A 19,441-nucleotide genomic window follows, 5' to 3' on the forward strand; every position below is an offset into this window, starting at 1 on the left:
GGTGAATCCCTATGACAAAACAAAATAATAATGAACCTAAACGAAAAAATAGCTCAATGGTATCTAACTTTGAAGAAATGAAAGAACACGGAAAAGTGATGGAACACGTTTCCACTAACGAAGAAGTTCATAAAAGCGGGAAAACGCCTGATCCCGAGCAGCACGACAAAGAAGAATATCATAAATAAATACAAAACGAAGCCTTCTTTTCTTTTTTAGAAAAGAAGGCTTTTTTATCATGAAAGTTTAGCAATTCTAAGAAGTACGTGCATATGATAGTGTAACCAACCCTTTTTTTCTGATAATAGCGGATTGTTACAAGCAAGTTATGCCCCGGGTTGATCAAGAACAAGCAGCATTGACTCTTGCTGCTTTGGAGGGGGAAAACGATGAGCGAGCCGGAAAAGAACAATTTTGTTGTGTCTCAGGAAAACTGGTCCCTCCACCGAAAAGGATATCAAGATCATCAAAGGCATATGGAAAAAGTGCAGGAAGCCATTAAAAACAACTTGCCGGATTTGATAAGTGAAGAGAATATCATTTTATCCAACGGGCGTGATGTGATTAAGATTCCAATCCGTTCTATGGATGAATACAAAATCCGATACAACTACGACAAGAACAAGCACGTAGGCCAAGGTGATGGAGATAGTCAGGTGGGGGATGTAGTAGCCAGAGATGGACGTGCCGGACAGAGCGGGGCCGGAAAAGGCAAAGGACCTGCAGGCGACAAACCAGGTGTCGATTATGCAGAAGCAGAAGTTTCGATCATTGAACTGGAAGAGATGCTGTTCAAAGAACTAGAACTTCCCAATCTTAAGCAAAAAGAACAAGATGAGATCGTACTCGAAAAGATTGAATTTAATGATGTTCGTAAAAAAGGGCTCATGGGGAACGTGGATAAAAAGAGAACGATTCTTACAGCGTTCAAACGTAATGCTTTGATCGGAAAGCCAAGTGTTGCTCCGATCCACAATGATGACCTGCGTTTCAAAACTTGGAACGAAGTCATCAAACCTGAATCAAAAGCAGTCGTCTTGGCTATGATGGATACTTCTGGTTCGATGGGAATCTGGGAAAAGTATATGGCAAGAAGTTTCTTTTTCTGGATGACACGCTTTTTACGATCGAAGTATGAGAAAGTAGAGATTGAATTTATCGCGCATCACACGGAGGCAAAGGTGGTTTCCGAAGAAGACTTCTTTAACAAAGGTGAAAGTGGCGGAACGATCTGTTCATCTGCTTATCGCAAAGCGCTTGAGTTGATCGAGACGAAATATTCATCTAGCCGTTTTAATATTTATCCTTTCCATTTTTCGGATGGAGATAACCTTACGAGTGATAATGCAAGGTGTGTGAAGCTCGTGCAACAAATTATGGAGCACTCTAATATGTTTGGGTATGGTGAAGTGAATGCTTATAATCGACATTCAACTTTGATGAGTGTGTATAAGAATATGGATAATCCGAAGTTTAGTCATTATATCCTAAAAGAAAAAGCGGATGTGTATCATGCCATGAAGAGCTTTTTTAAGAAGAATGAAGTAAATATTTAATGTAAGTCGAACTCATTGATGTATATGAAAGTAGTTGATTTCCGTTTCAGATGCTCGCTTTCCGTGGGGCAGGCGGTGAGCCATATTCGTTCGTTTCACTCTTAAGTGTCTCACCTGCCCACCTGTCCCGCAGGAGTCTCGCATCCTACACTCCAATCAACTTCTTGATGAAGTACTAACATAAATGAGTTTTTAGAAATGACCTTTTCTAAAAGCAGAAGAATTTCTAGCAATATTCTATTAGGGATAAGCTTTTAGAAAACAAATATTCATAAAAAACAAATCGCCCGCATCCATGTATTGGATAGCGGGTTTTGTTGTTGAATTCAACAAAATTACATATAACTAAGGTTACGCATTATGGACGAAAAATGAATGTAAAGGGGTGGGAGATTTGAAAACCATTAACAAGTTAGCTGTGTTCTGCGTGAGCTTGATGCTCGTGTTAACGATCGTTCCTCAAAAAGCTCGAGCGGATTGGTTTGATCCGTTGACGATCCACTTTTTAGACGTAGGGCAAGCTGATTGTATCCTTATAAAAGCGCCAAACGGACAAACGATGCTTATCGATGGTGGAGATGAAGATGACGGAGATAAGGTTATCTCTTATCTAGAAAAAGAAGGCGTTACGCATCTGGATATCGTTGTTGCTACTCATCCTCATCACGATCATATCGGTTCTTTAGATGATGTGATACGAGCGTTCCCCGTGAGTGTGCTGTACATGCCGAACCTCCCATACGACACCAAATATTATCATGATCTCTTTCGTGTGATCAACGAAAAGCAAATTCCGGTAGATCGCGCAAAAGCAGGTGTGAATTTTAAAATGGGTTTCTCTGTAAAAGTAGAGATGCTGGCCCCTAAAGGTTCGTATTATAAACATATCAATGATTACTCAGCTGTGATTAAGATCAAGCATGGCAAAAAGAATTTTCTTCTCATGGCAGATGCAGGTGCTGAAGAAGAGAAAGAGATATTGAAACGTGGTGGTGTTAAAGCAGATGTTATCAAATTGGGCCACCATGGAGCCAATACAGGTACGACAATGGAATTTTTGAAAAAAGTCAAAGCAAAAACAGCTGTGATTTCGGTGGGCAGGAATAACCCTTATCAGTTTCCGTCAAAAGAAGTGATGTATCGTTTAGAAAACCGAAAGATGACCGTCTATCGAACCGATCAGCTTGGGGCAATTATCGCCACTAGCAACGGAAAGAAGATCATGTTTAGAACGAATGTCCTTCATTAATAATCGGTTTTCTTGCGTCTTTTAGAAAAATTTAAGAAAATAGTATAAAACGCTCAAGATGGGGATGGTTAAAGGTGATCAAGGCATTGGTGTTTGATTTTGATGGAACGATCCTGGATACGGAAACACAGCATTATAACGCTTTTCAAGAATTGTATCAGGAACATGGAAGCGATCTGCCGCTCGAAGTCTGGGGAGAATGTATTGGTACCCATTCTGCTTTTAATCCTTACGAATATTTAGAGAAACAGATCGATCAAAAGCTTGATCATGAAGTCCTTAGAGCCAAAAAGACAAAGCGTGCACTTGCTCTAATATCGGAACAAAAGGAACTTCCTGGAATTGTTGAGTACCTTGAAGCTGCAAAAGAACTTGGATTAAAAGTGGGTCTTGCATCAAGTTCTTCGCGAAAATGGGTTGAAGAGCATTTAGATCGAATTGGTTTAAGGCATCATTTTGAAGTGATCAAAACAGCTGATGATGTTGAAAAAGTAAAGCCAGATCCCACACTATATCTTGAAGCAGTAAAAGCCTTAAACGTAAGACCCCATGAAGCGATCGCTTTTGAGGACTCTGTAAACGGATCAGTAGCGGCTAAAAAAGCAGGACTATATTGTGTAGCTATTCCTAACCCTGTTACAAAACATATGACATTTAGTGATGTGGATCATCAGATGGAATCTTTAGCAGAGTTAAATCTTGCGTCCCTCATTAAACAGGCAGAGAAAAAAGGGTAAGAAATCCATATGATTAACGTTCAAGGTATCAATCATATTACGATTCGAGTTTCTAACATAAAGAGTTCCGAAACATTTTATTTAAATGTACTAGGTGCTAAAATCGTTCATAAAGGGAATACAGATATATACTTAGACGTCGGGGGAGTGTGGCTGTGTTTGATAGAAATGAAAGATGCAAAACCTATGGATAAAAATCAAATAGGGGTTGATCATGTTGCATTTACAGTTTCTGAAGAACATTTTCCTAAAGCGGTCCAGTTGCTGCGCGAACGAAAGATTAAAATCACGAGAGGACCGATAAAAAGAGGCGGCGGAAACACAGTTAGTTTTAACGATCCGGACGGAAATGAAATAGAGTTCTTCACTGGCAGCCTTCAAGAACGGATGAAGAATTGGCAGTAAGCATGTAAGTTAGAGGAGTGGATAACATGAGTGAAATTGATGTTTCTAAATTTGAGAAAAAAATAGAACTACGCAACATTGAGTTTGAAGATATTGACGAAATCTTAGAGCTTCAGCAAATTTGTTTTCCAGGAAACATGGAGCCTTGGGAACGTGAGCAGCTAGAGAGCCACCTTCGTATTTTTCCAGAAGGACAATTTTGTGTAACGTATGAAGGAAAGATTGTTGGAAGCTGCTCAAGCTTGATGGTTAATTTCGATGAGTATGATGACAAGCATACATGGGATGAGATTACAGATAAAGGCTATATTACGAATCATGATCCTGAAGGTTTTAACTTATACGGTATCGAAGTGATGGTTCACCCAGAATACCGCCGAATGAAGATTGGTGCCCGACTATATGAAGCACGTAAAGAGTTAGCAGAGCAGAAGAACTTAAAAAGTATTATTTTAGGTGGCAGAATCCCAAACTACCATAAACATTCTAAAGAAATGACGCCTCGAGAATATGTGAGAGAAGTCATTCAGCATAACATTTATGATCCTGTCTTAACCTTTCAATTGATGAACGGCTTTACAGTGATGCGTTTAAATAAGAGCTATCTGCCTGACGATAAACAATCAAATGCTTATGCGACACTAATGGAATGGAACAATGTTGACTACATTCCGAATAAAACGAAAAAGTATTTTAAAACGAGTGAACCTGTTCGGATCACGACAATTCAGTATATGATGAAGACGATAAATTCTTTTGAAGATTTTGCGACACAGGTCGAATATTATACTGATGTTGCATCTGATCAAGGTTCAGATTTCGCTGTGTTCCCAGAGCTACTTACTACACAGCTGTTATCGTTCTGTGAAGAGAAGAGTCCTAGCTTAGCCATTCGTAAGCTAACCGAATTTACAGAGCAATACATCGAACTCTTTACGAATCTTGCAGTACGTTATAACGTGAACATTATCGGTGGCTCACACTTTGTTGAAGAAGACGGAGATATTTATAACGTTGCTTATCTATTCCGAAGAGATGGAACGATAGATAAGCAATACAAGATTCATATCACACCGAACGAACGAAAATGGTGGGGAATTACGGCTGGTGATAAAGTACAAGTATTTGATACAGATTGCGGTAAAGTAGCGATTTTAATCTGTTATGATATTGAATTCCCAGAACTTTCACGAATCGTAACCGATCAAGGTGCCAAGATCATCTTCACACCTTTCTGTACGGAAGATCGTCAAGGCTATCTACGCGTTCGTTATTGTTCGCAAGCACGAGCGATTGAAAATGAGATCTATACTGCAATTGCAGGAACAGTTGGGAACTTATCGCAAGTTGAGAACATGGACATTCAGTATGCACAGTCTGGTATCTTTACTCCTTCTGATTTTTCGTTCCCGAGAGACGGAATCGTTGGGGAATGTCACCCCAATATTGAGACAGTCGTTGTAGGTGATGTGGATTTAGAGATTTTAAGAAGACAACGTAAAACAGGAAGTGTAACTCTACTCAGAGATAGAAGGTTAGATCTCTACAGCGTTGTTCAAAAAGATAAAAGCAAATAAGATGACGAGAGCGGTAAGCGATAGGTAGCTTGCCGCTTTTTTTCTATTTCTCGGGAAATATCACGAACCTTGTCATGGGAGAATAGGAATTATGAGCGAGATTTTATTTTTTGTGCTGAAAGCGGTATAATAAGGGCCGTATTTAATAGATAGGGCAGGAAAAACTCGATTCATATCGAAACTAACAAAAAACAATTAGCATTCATTTTTTATAACATAAGGAGGCAGTACTATGTCCTGGGAGACAACATACGAGAAATGGGTAGGGAACGAAGAACTCGAACAACCATTAAAGGCTGCATTAGAGGAAATCAAGGAAAACAGGACAGCGCTTGAAGACTGCTTTTATAAGAATTTAGAATTTGGAACAGGTGGTATGCGTGGAGAAATAGGACCTGGTACAAATCGAATGAACACGTACACGGTTCGTAAAGCTTCTTTAGGGCTGGCTCATTTTATTGAAGAGCAAGGTGAGAAAGCGAAAAAACGCGGTGTTGCGATTGCATACGATTCACGTCATCAATCACCAGAGTTCGCGATGGAAGCGGCGAAAACATTAGCATCTCAAGGTATTCAAGCTTATGTGTTCGAAAGCTTGAGACCAACACCAGAGTTATCATTTGCTGTAAGATACTTGAAAGCTTATTCAGGAATAGTCATTACAGCAAGCCATAACCCACCAGAATATAATGGATACAAAGTATACGGTCCAGATGGCGGACAGTTGCCACCAGCAGAGGCTGATGAAGTCATCGGAAAAGTAAATGCCGTTGAAGATGAGCTTTCTATTAGTGTGAAATCTGAAGAGGAACTCAAAAGTGAAGGCTTGATCCAAGTTGTTGGTGAAGAAATCGATAAAGCGTATATGGAGCAACTATTAAAAATCAGTTTGAATCGTGAAGTGATTAAAGAGATGCATGACTTAAGCATCGTTTTCACTCCTCTTCACGGAACAGCAAACATTCCTGTAAGAGAAGGACTTCAACAGTTAGGTTTTACGAATGTTACAGTCGTAAAAGAACAAGAACAGCCAGATCCTAACTTCTCTACGGTGAAATCACCAAATCCAGAAGAGCATGCTGCGTTCGAGTTGGCTATTAAGTACGGACAAGAAGCTGATGCAGATATTTTGATGGCAACGGACCCTGATGCAGACCGAGTAGGAATCGCGGCAAAGAACAGTAATGGTGAATACGAAATTCTTACAGGTAATCAGACTGGTGCACTCATGATTGAATATATCCTTTCTCAACGTGAAGAGAAGGGCAGTTTATGCTCAAAAGGAATCATCTTTAAAACAATCGTAACCTCAGAACTTGGACGAGTAATTGCTGAATCATACGGTTTAACGTGTGAAGATACGTTAACAGGCTTTAAGTTTATCGGTGAAAAAATCAAAGAATATGAAAAAAGCGGAAAACATACGTTTATTTTCGGATATGAAGAAAGCTACGGTTCTTTGATCGGAGATTTTGTGCGTGACAAAGATGCTGTGCAAGCTTGTTTGATGGGAGCTGAAATGGCGGCTTATTACAAAAAACAAGGAAAAACACTTTTTGATGCATTAGATGATGTTTACAAGAAACATGGCTTTTATAAAGAAGGTCTAGAGTCACTAACTTTAAAAGGGAAGTCTGGAGCAGAACAGATCGAAAACTTACTAGCAAGCTTTAGAGCTGAGATGCCTCTTGAAGTGAACGGTCAAAAGTTAATGGTTTCTGAAGACTATAAAGCGAGCGTTCAGTACGATGTAGTGAAAGACGAAAAGAGTGATATCCATCTTCCAAAATCAAATGTACTTAAATATCAATTGGCAGATGGTTCTTGGTTCTGCGTAAGACCATCAGGAACAGAACCGAAAGTGAAGTTTTATTTTGGTGTTAACGCGGATTCACACAAGAAAGCAGATGAAGCATTAACAGATCTAAAACAATCCGTAATGGATTTAGTTCATGAAAGAATGCAAAAAGTGGCACAATAAATAGTATGAGGCTGTGAGGATCTTACCTTGCAGCCTATTTTCCTAAAGGATGTTAATTCCTAAAAAAGGGATCGATGGCATTCCATTAGGTCTAGTTACGTTTAATAAATGGCTTGCTGCTATTCTCACATTTATTGTAGGTGTGGCAGCGGAAATAGTAGGGGCTGCAGGTGCATTTATCCTTGTCCCCATCATGTTAGTCGTCCTAAAGATACCGACACGAATGACGATTGCAACATCACTTGCCATTACTTTTATTTCTTCAATCGGTGCTATTGTAGGTAAGATTACGACTGGGCAAGTGTTATTATGGCCAGCTGTGATTATGGTGGTACCTAGTCTGATCGCGTCTCCACTTGGGGCACAGTTTGGGAAAAAGATAAATACAAGAATTCTTCAATTTATCTTAGCAGCACTTATTATCGCTACGTCGAATCAAAATTTGGTGGGATATACTTGGTTGAAGTTAAAGCTTTAAGATAGTCGAGAAGAATGAAGGGACCTGAAATACTCTAAGAGTACTTCAGGTCCCTTTATAATTCTTGAACTAGTAGTAGGAAATAGTGTGATTGACTTACCTAACAAAATTGAAAGCAATATCAAAGACTATATGATATTGAGCATATGCATAGCTTTCGAAGAGCAAATTGAAGAAAGGGAAATAAATTGTAAGGGGTCAGTCCCCCTAGATGCTTCTATAGAAATTGATCGACCGGATCAGTGTCATCGTCATGGTTGCGAAACCGACGGAAAGAATCGTTACGAGCGAGTAGAAGAGAATACCTTCTCCCATCACGTAAAGACCAGCAATGATGACTGCAGCATCAATCAAGAAGATTACCATCCCAACATTAATGGAAAACCATCTGGACAGAAAGAGGGCAATCAGGTCCGTTCCACCTGTACTCGTTTCATGACGTAGCATCCAACCAATCCCTGTTCCGATGAACAGTCCTCCGATCACAGAACCTTCCATCACAGAAACGGAAAACACACCTCTTAATGGAGATAATAAGTCAATGATCAGAGAAGATACGAGTAAGCCATGAATGCTGTTTATGAAATATCGACGTTCTAGTTTCCAAGCTATTAAATAGATAGGAATGCTTAAAATAATGATTGTAAGCCCGACTTTATAACCCCATACATACTTTACGAGAAGACTAATGCCGATCATGCCTCCATCGAGAAGATGAAAGGGAACAATGAAACCATTGATGCCTATGCCAAGTAACACGCTTCCTAAGAAAATCGCTATCGTCCGTTCAAACATGGCATTCACCCTGTCTAAGATTATTTCTATATAATATGCTTGGTTGTACAAGAATAGTCATCTGCACAGGGTGTTTGTCCGTGTCTCTTTTCTCTTTTTTGCATGTAATAGTATAGAAAGCCCCTTGCTTGCAGTGCAAAATAGGGAAGGTGATTGGTGTTGAAGAACTTCAGAAGAGAAGCAAAGTGTCTTTTGGAGAGGCAGGTTGTGGTGGATACAACAAATCATTCTTACGAAGGCAGACTTAGAGCAGTTGAAAGAGATTATATTACGCTATGTGTGATGAGCGATAGCCATAACTATTGGGATCAGATCATTATTCGTATTGAGGAGATTGTTGCGATATCTACCATTTGATCATAAAAAAATCCCTCGCACCTTAAATAGTGCAGAGGGATTTTTTGTTTATTTTTTTGTGAAACCTAGCGTTATGGGCTGAGGTTGTTGAGGGGGTGCACAGCATAAAGATAAATCTCGTGCATCACCAGCAGATTCAAATTCAGAGTCTTCCTTCGTATAGAAAATCTCCCAAGCGTTGCCGTCAGGATCATATACCCATACTTTATCTTGAACGGCGTAACAGCAAGTTGTATCCATCTCGTCGATCAACAGCAATCCTGATTCTCTAAGTCTTTCTCCCATAGCTAGAACATCTTCCGTGTTATTAACCTGGAAACCGAGGTGATTAAGAACTCCGTCTTTTGAAAAGGGACGCACATTCAATGAAAAGTGAAGAGCGGGTTGATCAAGCTCAAATTTCGCGTAGTTCTCTTTTACCTTTGTGGGTTCTGTACCGAAAAAACTTTTATAGAATTCTAGGGATTTTTCTAAGTCTGAACAATTTACTGCAACATGCATGCGTTGAATCATCGTGATCTCTCCCTCTGAATTAAGATAGTAACAATAACCATAAGTAAAGGCCGGTAAGCGTAATGAAAAGTGTTGGGACAGTTAAGATGATTCCGACTTTGAAATAGTAGCCCCAAGTGATTTTCACACCTTTTTTCAATAAGACGTGCAGCCATAAAAGAGTGGCAAGTGAACCGATCGGTGTAATCTTTGGTCCTAGATCAGAACCAATGACATTCGCATAGATCAATGCTTCTCGTATAACGCCTGATGTTTCCGTTCCCTGTATAGCTAGTGCATCGATCATAACCGTTGGCATGTTGTTCATAACTGATGATAAAACAGCGGCCAAGAATCCCATTCCAATTGTAGCGGAGAACAAACCTTGATCAGCGATCACTTGAATCCAGCTGCCGAGTAAATCTGTAAGTCCTGCATTACGAAGACCGTAAACCACTACATACATACCAATTGAAAAGACGACAACAGTCCATGGTGCATCTTTGATTACTTTTTTTGTGTGTATCGCAGGACTTTTTCGAGCGACGATTATAAAGAATAGCGCCGCAGCTCCTACAACAAACGATACTGGAATACCGATAAATTCACTTGTTAAGTACCCGATCAGTAGAACAGCTAATATGATCCATGAAAGCTTAAACATCTTCTCATCTCGAATGGCTTCTTTTGGTTGCTTAAGCTGAGAAAGATCATAGTTCTTCGGAATATCTTTTCTGAAAAAGAGGAACAAAACAAGCATACTAGCGAACAGTGAAAAAAAGTTCGGCACGATCATGCGGCTGGCATATTCAACGAATCCGATGTTAAAGAAATCTGCAGATACGATATTTACTAAGTTTGAGACAACAAGTGGTAATGAGGTGGTATCTGCAATAAATCCACTTGCCATAATAAAAGGTAATATCATAGCTTCTTTTAATTTCAGTGCACGAACTTGAGCAAGTACGATAGGAGTCAGAATCAATGCTGCGCCATCATTTGCAAAAAAAGCTGAAACTGCAGCTCCAAGCAGAATCACATAAGCAAACATTTTTTTACCGTTTCCACCTGCAAGTCGCGCCATATGTAAGGCTGACCATTCGAAGAAACCAATCTCATCTAGAATAATTGAAATGAGGATGATCGCTACAAACGCTAATGTAGCATTCCAAACAATCCCGGTAACCGTCCACACATCAGCGAGTGAAACCACGCCAAGAAGAAGCGCGATGATGGCTCCGACGGTAGCAGACCAACCGATGGAAAGCCCCCGTGGCTGCCAGATTACAAAAATAATCGTAACCAAAAATACAGCGAAGGCCATTAACGCCATGCTGTCCATAAAAATCCCCCCATATATGTAATTCTAAGTTAGCAACAAACTTTTCCACCTGAAGCTTTTAACTCTTCAATCTTAGATGACATATCAGGCAGGGCATCTAAATTGGATTTAATGAATGGATAGATCTCTCCATCGATGGAGTAGAAGATCCATTGGCTGTTGCGTCGTTCTTTAACGAGTTTTGCCTGCTTTAATTTTCTTAAATGCTGTGAAATACTAGGCTGTGTCATTTTTAAGATATCAACTAACTCACATACACATAGTTCCTCGTGGCGTAGTAAAGCTAATATATTCAATCGTGTTTTATCTGCCATTGCTTTATAACAATCCGTTAACTGATCAAGTTCCATGATTGACTTCACCTCATTAGTATATAACCATATGTTTATATAAAATGTCAAAGAATATATAAATAAATATTGATATAAGGATATACTTATATTATGATGATTCCGAAAGAAGTTCTTTACTACAGGAGGTTTTACAACATGGCTAAGCCAATCATTTATTTCCTTTGCACAGGTAATTCTTGCCGATCTCAGATGGCAGAAGGATTTGGACACCACTACCTTGGTGATAAATATGACGTATACTCAGCTGGAATCGAAGCACATGGTGTTAATCCAAACGCGATCAAAGCGATGAAAGAAGTGGATATTGACATCACGAACCAGACATCAGATGTGATCGATAAAGACATTCTAGAAAAAGCAGACTTAGTCGTAACGCTATGTGGTCATGCGAACGATGTATGTCCAGCAACACCACCTCACAAAAAACGTGAACATTGGGGATTCGATGATCCAGCAGGAAAAGAGTGGAGTGAATTCCAACGCGTTCGCGATGAGATCGCAGCACGCATCAAACGCTTTGCTGAAACAGGAGAATAAAGGTATACAAAGCTCAGGAACTTCATAGTTCCTGAGCTTTTTTAGTATGATTTTCTTCTTTTCGCTCATGTTACTAATGAGGTGATCAGGTGAAACGTCTATTTATTTGCGGATTGATATTTATAAGTATATTCATTAGCCATACAAACTTTGCGGAAGCTACTGAGAGAAGAGCGGCATTTATAAGAAATGATGGACTTTGGCTTAAAGAAGGTGACTTAGAAAGAAAACTTGTTGAAGGTTCAGGGCTTACTTATCCAACGTTCTCAAGCAACGGAACATACATCAGTTACATAGCGCATAGAGGAAAAGAGCTATGGGTCTATAACCGTGTAACCCGTTTAAAAAGAAAAGTATTTGATGGCGATGTGAGTTTGACGAGATGGTCTCCGACACAATCCAAGCTTGCGTGGAAAAGCGGGGGTGTGCTCAACGTGATCGACCTAACGAGACCTGAAACGTCCTTTCAAAATGTTATCCTAGGCACAGGAAACTACAGTTGGACACCTGAAGGGAGAGGGTTTGTTGTCTCATCTTCTGCGAATTTAGAGCCTGATGGCTGGAGTCCAGTTCGACTTTTCTACGTACCTGTAGATGCAAACGGAGATTTAAAAAAAGTACAGAACATTACGACGCTGCCTAAGATGAGTGAGACGTTCTTTGCTATAGGTACTACAGAATTCAAGTGGGGGATGGATGATCAGTGGTTTGCGTTCATCGCATGTCCAACAGCATCCATGTCGGCAGACAGCAACACGTTAATGATTGTTTCTTTAGACGGCTCTAAAACTCGTAGGATTGGAAACATGTTGGATCAGCCGAACTGGTTCAACTGGTCGCCGAATACCAAACAGCTCGGCTACATAAAAGGAATCGGAAGGCTGATATCTGAAAATAAAAGATTGACTGTATGGCACCCTAAGAGCGGTAAAGAGATAAATCTAAGTTATACCGGTTATGCGGACGGCGATTTTACTTGGTTGAATGATAAGAACATCATAGTAAGCCGTCAGATTGAATGGGGCTATGGAGTACCTCAGGAAAAAAGGGCAAAGCCTTTCTTAGTCAGTGTAAAAATAGATGACGGAAGTGCGAAGAGATTAACGAATCCAGCTCGTGGGGAAGCTGATGTTTATCCAAAAACATTACCAGGTGAACAACTGACATGGATTCGTACAAATACCCAGAGTGCAAAAGTCATGGTAAAAGAAGGTTCAGATTCACCTGAAACGTTATGGATAAATAATCTGCAAACGCCAAAAGAATGTGCTGGGTGGTCGTGTACGTTAGATATATATGAAGCAAGATAAAAACTAAGGTGAATCCGTGAAAGTGGGTTCGCCTATTTATTTTTAAAATAAGATGAGTTTTTATAAAACCCGTCCAATATTTCACTTGTTTTCTCATGAATGCCTGTTTTGTTTCATACAGTTAAAAGTAAGGAAATAGCAGGAGGGGGAAAATATGAACTGGGACTTGCAAAATAAGGAGCTAGAAAAAGCAATAGCTGAAATTACCGAGATTGCTGACCACTTTGGCCTTGATTTTTACCCGATGCGGTATGAGATATGTCCTGCCGATATTATTTATACATTTGGTGCGTACGGAATGCCAACCCGTTTCTCTCATTGGAGCTTCGGCAAACAGTTTCATAAAATGAAGCTTCAGTATGACTTAGGATTGAGTAAAATTTATGAGCTCGTTATCAACTCAGATCCTTGTTACGCATTCTTACTAGATACGAATTCGCTTATCCAGAATAAATTAATCATTGCCCATGTACTTGCACACTGTGATTTCTTCAAGAACAACGTTCGCTTTTCCAATACAAGAAGAGACATGGTTGAATGCATGACGGCTACAGCCGAACGAGTAGCTCAATATGAACATCTATACGGCAAGAAAGAGGTCGAACAGTTCTTAGACGCTGTTCTCGCCATACAAGAACATATCGATCCGTCCCTTGTGCGAAACAAACTAAATTATGTATTTGAAGACGAGGAAGACCTTACACCTAAGAAAGAAACACCTTATGATGATCTATGGAAGCTGGACGATAAGAAAGGTCCAAAACCAGCGTTAAAAAAGAAAAAATCATTTCCACCACAGCCTGAAAAGGACATTTTATTATTTATTGAGCAATATAGCCGGGAGCTTGAAGAATGGCAGCGCGATATTTTATCCATGATGAGAGAAGAGATGCTTTACTTCTGGCCACAACTGGAAACAAAAATCATGAACGAAGGCTGGGCTAGCTATTGGCACGCCAAAATTCTACAAGAAATGGACCTGACCTCTCATGAGACGATTGAATTCGCTAAACTGAACGCGGGTGTTGTCCAACCTTCGAAGACTTCGATCAACCCGTATTATTTAGGGCTACAAATCTTCAAAGACATTGAAGAACGCTACAATAACCCAAATGAAGAGCTGATCAGACAAGGTGTTAAACCAGGGTCAGGACGTGAAAAGATGTTCGAAGTCCGCGAACTGGAATCGGATATGTCGTTTATCCGAAATTACCTGACCAAAGATCTCGCTCAGCGGGAAGATATGTATCTATTCCAAAAGCAGGGCAAAGAATACAAGGTAGTCGACAAGCAGTGGGAAGAAGTGCGTGACCAACTTGTGAGTATGAGAGTAAATGGCGGATTTCCTTACATCACAGTGAACGACGCAGATTATATGAAGAACGGAGAGCTTTACCTTAATCATAGTTTTGAAGACATGGAGCTGGATGTGAAATATCTTGAAAAAGTGCTTCCGCATCTTCATTATCTCTGGGGGCGACCTGTTCATATGGAAACGAGGATTGAGCAGAAGCCTGTATTGTTCACGTATGATGGGAAAACGGTGCATCGTAAGTATCTATAGATTAAACAAGTGTTTAATGTTCACGAGGGAAAGCACGCTTAAAAAAGTGTGCTTTTTTTCTGTACAAGAAAATATAAACTCAGCAAACATGTTTGTATTTTGCTATTTTTAATACAAATAGTTTGAAAGGAAGTTGGAATAGTATGTGCAGTTATTACTTTATAGATAATATGCAAACCAATGATTGGCCACATGTAAGAAACATCTATTTAAAAGGTATTGCTACAGGTAATGCTACCTTTCAGCAGGAAGCTCCTTCATGGAATGAATGGGATAACAGTCATTTATCATGTTGTCGTTTCATTGCTCGCTCTACCACTCAAGTATTGGGGTGGGCTGCTTTAAGTACGGTGTCTAGCAGATGTGTATATGCGGGAGTGGCTGAAGTAAGTATATACATAGATCCTGTTCATCAAGGGAAAGGGCTTGGAAGTTCTTTAATGAAGAACCTTATTGAAACCAGTGAGGAAAATGGGATTTGGACATTACAAGCAGGGATTTTTCCTGAAAATCAGTCGAGCATAGCTCTACATAAAAAGTGGGAATTTAGAGAAGTAGGTCTTAGAGAGAAAATTGGTGAGATGAACGGAGTGTGGCGTGACGTCATCTTGCTGGAACGAAGAAGTAAAAAAGTTGGAGTATAAAAATCAATTTTTTTTGATTTATTAGTTGCAAATTAGTAAATAAAGGATATAATGAAATTACATCAAATAATTTTGATGTTAGGAGTGATACAAATGAAAAAAGAAATTCCTTTATTGAATACCATAACTACAGCATCAAACCAAGATTTAGAGAAATATGAACAAAAGTTTAAAGCGCTCGCTGATCAGCAGCGACTGCAAATTATCAATATCCTGGCTGTTAAAGAAAGTGTATGTGTTTGTGATCTCACGCCGATTATTGACATGCCGCAATCCAAGCTATCGTATCATCTAAAAATTCTGTTAGAAGCAGACTTAATAAAAAAGGAAAAACAAGGTACCTGGAACTATTATTCTTTGAATGTAAGTGAACTAAAAGGAATTTTATCAGATCAATTATGCTGTGTGTTTTTACCATCATCTTGTTAAATGACGTACTACGCTTGTAGTGCTTCATTTTACATAAAACATCAAATTTTTTTGATGTATAAATCAATTATTTTTGATATAAGGGAGGACGATTTTTATGAATATTTATTTTCTTGAAAAGATGATTGAAATGAAGAAAAGAGAAGTGGAAAATTTTGCAAAAGAAAATGGCAGACCAAAACAAATAAAATTAAACACTTTTAGTAGATCACCCTTTATAAAGAGGGAAACAACACAATCAAATCAAGTATGCTGCGCTTGATAAAAAGGGAGAAGAAATATTATGTGGATGGATACCTTTCAAAGTTTTTTAAGTATAGCCATTGAACTTTCGATTCTGTTCTTAGTGATCTCGTTTGTTATCAATTTACTTCAAGCTTATATCCCTTATGAAAAAGTTGAGAAATATTTGGGAGGAAAGAACAAAGGAATAGGAGCATTATTCGCATTACTCTTTGCGTTTGTAACCCCTTTTTGTTCTTGCTCTACCATACCAGTTGTTGTGAACATGTTGAAAAAGAAAATGCCTTTTTCCATAGTGATGGTATTTCTTTTTTCCTCACCCGTACTTGATCCGACGATCATCACTATTATGGGAGTGTTATTAGGGTGGAAAGTAACGATCCTCTACACCATCATCACAGCGGTATTTTCTGTGATCATCGGTTTTGCACTTGAAGCATTAGGATTTGAGAAATCAGTAAAGAACGTCGTGATGTCAGGGTATCAAAAAGAAACGAAAAAGTTTGATGTGAAAGTTGCTCTTTTAGAAACAATGAATTTGATGAGGAGTGTTTATCCTTATCTTTTACTCGGAGCAGCTATTGGAGCTGTTATTCATGGATTGGTACCAACAAATTGGATTGCAAGTACGTTTGGCAGCGATAACTGGTGGATCGTTCCGATAGCGGCGGTTGTAGGGATTCCTTTATACATCAGGCTATCGAGCATGATTCCGATCTCTCAAGTTCTGATCGCAAAAGGAATGGCGCTTGGCCCTGTGATGGCACTCATGATTTCATCAGCTGGTGCGAGCCTTCCAGAGGTTGTTCTCTTAAAGTCAATTTTTAAGAAAGAACTCGTCATTATGTTTGTCCTATCTGTGATTACCATGTCAACAATTTCTGGTTTTATTTTCTATCTTGTTTAAGATCTTTCACAAAGCTTGAAAGGGGGTGAGATAAATGAGTTTCATAAAAATTTTCTTCGGAAACAAAAATGAAAAAGAAGCTAACTGCTGCAGCGTTCAAATTGTTGAAGTAAGTGATAGAGAAGAAACAGTATGTTGTGAAACAGAGAATAGTAAAGATCAAAACAAATGTTGCGTATAAACCAAACTAATTAATCCCCATATATTCATCAAAAACATTCCTGCTACAGGGATGTTTTTTTATGAATAAGAACATACATGACATACGTCTTAATAATAAAGTTTTGTTAGAAAGGATGTTTGCATGAAAGTGGAACTTTTTAAAAATGCTGTTCCAGTATTTCTAACGATTTGTATGATTGTATTGTTCGGAGCCTTACCTATCCTTATTGTGGGAACTGAGATCCACTTTAGTGCTTATGTAATAGAAACGAAGAATCTGATTCTTAGCCTGATTCAACCATATGAAATCACCTATTTCATTACAAAACCAGAACGTCCGCTATTCCCAGAGATATTTAATCCTTACCTTTACAGCATGAGCATTTATTTCTTAGCTTTTTTCCTCTCCATTTTGCTTGGACTACTACTGAGTTTTGTCACGATAAACTTTTTTTCAAAGTCGGCAAAAAGGTTCATATCGTTTATTGTGTTTGTTTTAGAATCATTGCCTGATCTGTTTATCGTCGTCATGATACAAATGGGGGTGGTTTGGTTCTTTAAGAAAACTGGAATTCTTGTAATGCCATTTACCTCTCTCCCTGATGAACGATCTTATTTCATTCCTATTATAGCGCTATCGATTCTACCTACTGTTCAATTTTTCAAAATGTTTATGCTTTCTTTAGAAGAAGAAGTACAAATGGATTATGTAGTTTTTGCAAGAGCAAAAGGTATGCCATTCATCGAGATCCTTCCTTTCCATGTTTATCGAAACACATTGATGAGCATCTTTTATCAATCAAAATCGATTTTATGGATGATGCTTTCTAACCTTTTAGTACTGGAATATATCTTGAATATGAATGGATTTACTTCGTTTATTTTTACTTACTTGTCTCCTGAACTTTTTGTTGTAGGACTCATTATGCTACTTTTACCAACTTATTTGTTATTGCTTGTCTTTAAAATTTTTATAAAAAAACTCAATAATGAAGAGGTGGTCCTATAGTGAAAACATTTTTTGTGCGGAATTTTTATATCCTATTAGGATCTAGCTTTATAGTTGGCGTTTTGTTAGCAAGTTGTATAAATGGTGTGTTCTTTGACGGGGAGATCAAACAGACGCAGGCTATATATGTAGATGCTTATCCTGTAGATGCAGCTCCATTTAAACCGTCGCAAAGTTTCTGGCTAGGAACAGATACGAACGGAAGGCACTTGTTACATGTCATCATAGAAGGAGCAAAGTATACGATCGGTTTGGGTTTATTGATTGCGATCTTTAGAATGTTTTTCTCGTTTGTTCTAGGAACGATTTATGCGCTGTACCTGCAAAAATACCAAAGAGTTCTATCCGCAATAAGTAATGCATTTCAATATATTCCGGTTGTGCTATTGGCATATTTTCTATTAAGGCCGGTTTTAAACCAAGCTTTTGAAGGCTTTCAGTATTCATTTGCAACTAGAGTATGGTATGAAATTATCTTGCTTATTCTATTGGCTCTTCCAACAGTCTCTTTAGTAATCGGAAACGAAATCTCAATTATTCTAAGAAAAGAGTTTATCCACAGTGCTAAAACGCTTGGAGCAAGTTCTTTCTTCATCCTTCGTAAGCACGTCATCGTACATATATATCGTCGCTTGTTGATCATCTTCACTCAGCAAGTGATACAGGTCTTATTAATCTTAGCTCATTTAGGATTGTTCGAACTTTATCTTGGTGGAACAAAAATTGATTATAGCATCATGAAAGCTGCTCCGATTACCACTACATATGAATGGTCAGGTTTAATTGGTGATTATTTTGATCTATTCATTGTATATCCGTGGATTCCACTTGTTCCAATCGGCGCTTTTACCTTAACGATTCTCTCCTTGAATCTTATTGTAAAAGGTCTAGAAAAGAATATGAATTCTGAGCCAGCCACTCAAACAAAGAGGTTAAAGCAAAAGGAAATCAAAAAGGTAGCACTTAAAGAATTTAACTTCAAAGTAGTAACACGAGATTAACAAACGTATGCAGTATGTCCCTTTTTCTTATAATTTTTTTCTAATATATATTTACTTTCAAAATTTATCTCCTTTGATAGTTGATCGAAGTGGAAGATGCGAGACTCCTGCGGGACAAGCGGTCAGGTGAGACACTTAAGAGTGAAACGTACGAATGTGGCTCACCGCTTGCCCCGCGGAAAGCGAGTATCTGAAACGGAAATCAACGTCTTTCACAAACAACAAGTCTACGTAACATCCATTCGTTTTTGAACGTTTCGTGACAGGTAGAACTGTCCAGTTGACTGTATGGTTTTGTCTATTGTACATTGTA

Annotated in this window: 22 protein-coding genes and 1 pseudogene; 19 read left to right on the forward strand and 4 right to left on the reverse strand. The window is 38.8% G+C overall.

All coding sequences use genetic code 11. The features are described from left to right. Nucleotides 1-11 precede the first annotated feature (11 nt). The 8 genes and pseudogenes from ACFS5O_RS00660 to ACFS5O_RS00695 form a co-directional block, all read left to right on the forward strand. A complete protein-coding gene (locus ACFS5O_RS00660) occupies nt 12-188 on the forward strand; it encodes a hypothetical protein (RefSeq protein WP_205724542.1) in 177 nt (58 codons plus the stop codon). A 201-nt stretch (nt 189-389) separates the two neighbouring features. Beyond that, nucleotides 390-1,556, forward strand: a complete 1,167-nt coding sequence (yhbH, locus tag ACFS5O_RS00665; RefSeq protein ID WP_066391233.1) for a sporulation protein YhbH — start codon at nt 390-392, stop codon at nt 1,554-1,556. Nucleotides 1,557-1,950: 394 nt separating this feature from the next. Then, complete coding sequence (locus tag ACFS5O_RS00670) at nt 1,951-2,805, forward strand: ComEC/Rec2 family competence protein (protein ID WP_205724543.1); 855 nt, start codon at nt 1,951-1,953, stop codon at nt 2,803-2,805. 74 nt (nt 2,806-2,879) lie between these two features. Next, on the forward strand, nt 2,880-3,542 hold the full coding sequence (locus ACFS5O_RS00675; RefSeq protein ID WP_205724544.1) for an HAD family hydrolase: 663 nt from the start codon (nt 2,880-2,882) through the stop codon (nt 3,540-3,542). 9 nt (nt 3,543-3,551) lie between these two features. Further along, on the forward strand, nt 3,552-3,947 hold the full coding sequence (locus ACFS5O_RS00680) for a VOC family protein (RefSeq protein WP_318300072.1): 396 nt from the start codon (nt 3,552-3,554) through the stop codon (nt 3,945-3,947). Between the two features lie 26 nt (nt 3,948-3,973). Continuing rightward, on the forward strand, nt 3,974-5,524 hold the full coding sequence (locus ACFS5O_RS00685) for a GNAT family N-acetyltransferase (protein WP_205724545.1): 1,551 nt from the start codon (nt 3,974-3,976) through the stop codon (nt 5,522-5,524). 232 nt (nt 5,525-5,756) lie between these two features. Then, on the forward strand, nt 5,757-7,505 hold the full coding sequence (locus ACFS5O_RS00690; protein WP_205724546.1) for a phospho-sugar mutase: 1,749 nt from the start codon (nt 5,757-5,759) through the stop codon (nt 7,503-7,505). A 49-nt stretch (nt 7,506-7,554) separates the two neighbouring features. Continuing rightward, nucleotides 7,555-7,969, forward strand: a pseudogene (locus tag ACFS5O_RS00695) (sulfite exporter TauE/SafE family protein); the annotation flags it as partial. 221 nt (nt 7,970-8,190) lie between these two features. On the opposite strand, the gene ACFS5O_RS00700 reads toward ACFS5O_RS00695, so the two are convergent. Next, nucleotides 8,191-8,778, reverse strand: a complete 588-nt coding sequence (locus tag ACFS5O_RS00700) for a YitT family protein (RefSeq protein WP_066391252.1) — start codon at nt 8,776-8,778, stop codon at nt 8,191-8,193. 156 nt (nt 8,779-8,934) lie between these two features. Between ACFS5O_RS00700 and ACFS5O_RS00705 the strand changes: the two genes are divergently transcribed. After that, a complete protein-coding gene (locus tag ACFS5O_RS00705) occupies nt 8,935-9,135 on the forward strand; it encodes a DUF2642 domain-containing protein (protein WP_318243542.1) in 201 nt (66 codons plus the stop codon). A gap of 48 nt (nt 9,136-9,183) precedes the next feature. On the opposite strand, the gene ACFS5O_RS00710 is transcribed toward ACFS5O_RS00705, so the two are convergent. Genes ACFS5O_RS00710 through ACFS5O_RS00720 form a run of 3 tightly spaced genes read right to left on the reverse strand, consistent with a single transcriptional unit; the run spans nt 9,184 to nt 11,319 of the window. Further along, a complete protein-coding gene (locus ACFS5O_RS00710; RefSeq protein ID WP_379838567.1) occupies nt 9,184-9,645 on the reverse strand; it encodes an ArsI/CadI family heavy metal resistance metalloenzyme in 462 nt (153 codons plus the stop codon). A gap of 22 nt (nt 9,646-9,667) precedes the next feature. Further along, nucleotides 9,668-10,960: an arsenic transporter gene (locus tag ACFS5O_RS00715; RefSeq protein WP_379838569.1), complete on the reverse strand. Its 1,293-nt coding sequence runs from the start codon at nt 10,958-10,960 to the stop codon at nt 9,668-9,670. A gap of 38 nt (nt 10,961-10,998) precedes the next feature. Beyond that, the gene (locus ACFS5O_RS00720) at nt 10,999-11,319 is read right to left on the reverse strand and encodes an ArsR/SmtB family transcription factor (RefSeq protein ID WP_205724549.1); all 321 of its coding nucleotides are present in this window, start codon (nt 11,317-11,319) and stop codon (nt 10,999-11,001) included. 138 nt (nt 11,320-11,457) lie between these two features. Between ACFS5O_RS00720 and arsC the strand changes: the two genes are divergently transcribed. The 10 genes from arsC (at nt 11,458) to ACFS5O_RS00770 (ending at nt 19,128) form a co-directional block, all read left to right on the forward strand. Then, on the forward strand, nt 11,458-11,859 hold the full coding sequence (gene arsC, locus ACFS5O_RS00725) for an arsenate reductase (thioredoxin) (RefSeq protein ID WP_205724550.1): 402 nt from the start codon (nt 11,458-11,460) through the stop codon (nt 11,857-11,859). An 89-nt stretch (nt 11,860-11,948) separates the two neighbouring features. Continuing rightward, on the forward strand, nt 11,949-13,169 hold the full coding sequence (locus ACFS5O_RS00730) for a TolB family protein (protein ID WP_205724551.1): 1,221 nt from the start codon (nt 11,949-11,951) through the stop codon (nt 13,167-13,169). Between the two features lie 154 nt (nt 13,170-13,323). Then, nucleotides 13,324-14,733 (forward strand): SpoVR family protein, encoded by a 1,410-nt coding sequence (locus ACFS5O_RS00735; RefSeq protein WP_198766153.1) that lies wholly within the window; start codon nt 13,324-13,326, stop codon nt 14,731-14,733. Between the two features lie 143 nt (nt 14,734-14,876). Beyond that, nucleotides 14,877-15,377 carry a GNAT family N-acetyltransferase gene (locus ACFS5O_RS00740; protein WP_205724552.1) on the forward strand — a complete coding sequence of 167 codons (501 nt, stop codon included), beginning with the start codon at nt 14,877-14,879 and terminating at the stop codon, nt 15,375-15,377. A 93-nt stretch (nt 15,378-15,470) separates the two neighbouring features. After that, nucleotides 15,471-15,806: an ArsR/SmtB family transcription factor gene (locus tag ACFS5O_RS00745; protein ID WP_144703056.1), complete on the forward strand. Its 336-nt coding sequence runs from the start codon at nt 15,471-15,473 to the stop codon at nt 15,804-15,806. A gap of 97 nt (nt 15,807-15,903) precedes the next feature. Further along, nucleotides 15,904-16,068: a hypothetical protein gene (locus tag ACFS5O_RS00750; RefSeq protein ID WP_205724553.1), complete on the forward strand. Its 165-nt coding sequence runs from the start codon at nt 15,904-15,906 to the stop codon at nt 16,066-16,068. Between the two features lie 21 nt (nt 16,069-16,089). Then, nucleotides 16,090-16,956, forward strand: coding sequence for a permease (locus ACFS5O_RS00755; protein ID WP_205724554.1), 867 nt, complete (start codon nt 16,090-16,092; stop codon nt 16,954-16,956). Nucleotides 16,957-16,990: 34 nt separating this feature from the next. Then, complete coding sequence (locus ACFS5O_RS00760) at nt 16,991-17,137, forward strand: hypothetical protein (RefSeq protein WP_171005538.1); 147 nt, start codon at nt 16,991-16,993, stop codon at nt 17,135-17,137. A 123-nt stretch (nt 17,138-17,260) separates the two neighbouring features. Continuing rightward, the gene (locus tag ACFS5O_RS00765; RefSeq protein ID WP_205724555.1) at nt 17,261-18,127 is read left to right on the forward strand and encodes an ABC transporter permease subunit; all 867 of its coding nucleotides are present in this window, start codon (nt 17,261-17,263) and stop codon (nt 18,125-18,127) included. Then, a complete protein-coding gene (locus tag ACFS5O_RS00770; protein WP_205724556.1) occupies nt 18,127-19,128 on the forward strand; it encodes an ABC transporter permease in 1,002 nt (333 codons plus the stop codon). Before ACFS5O_RS00765 ends, ACFS5O_RS00770 begins: the two co-directional genes overlap by 1 nt. The last annotated feature ends 313 nt before the right edge of the window (nt 19,129-19,441 follow it).

This window comes from Fictibacillus nanhaiensis (assembly GCF_042686385.1).
Taxonomy (GTDB): Bacteria; Bacillota; Bacilli; order Bacillales; family Fictibacillaceae; genus Fictibacillus; species Fictibacillus nanhaiensis.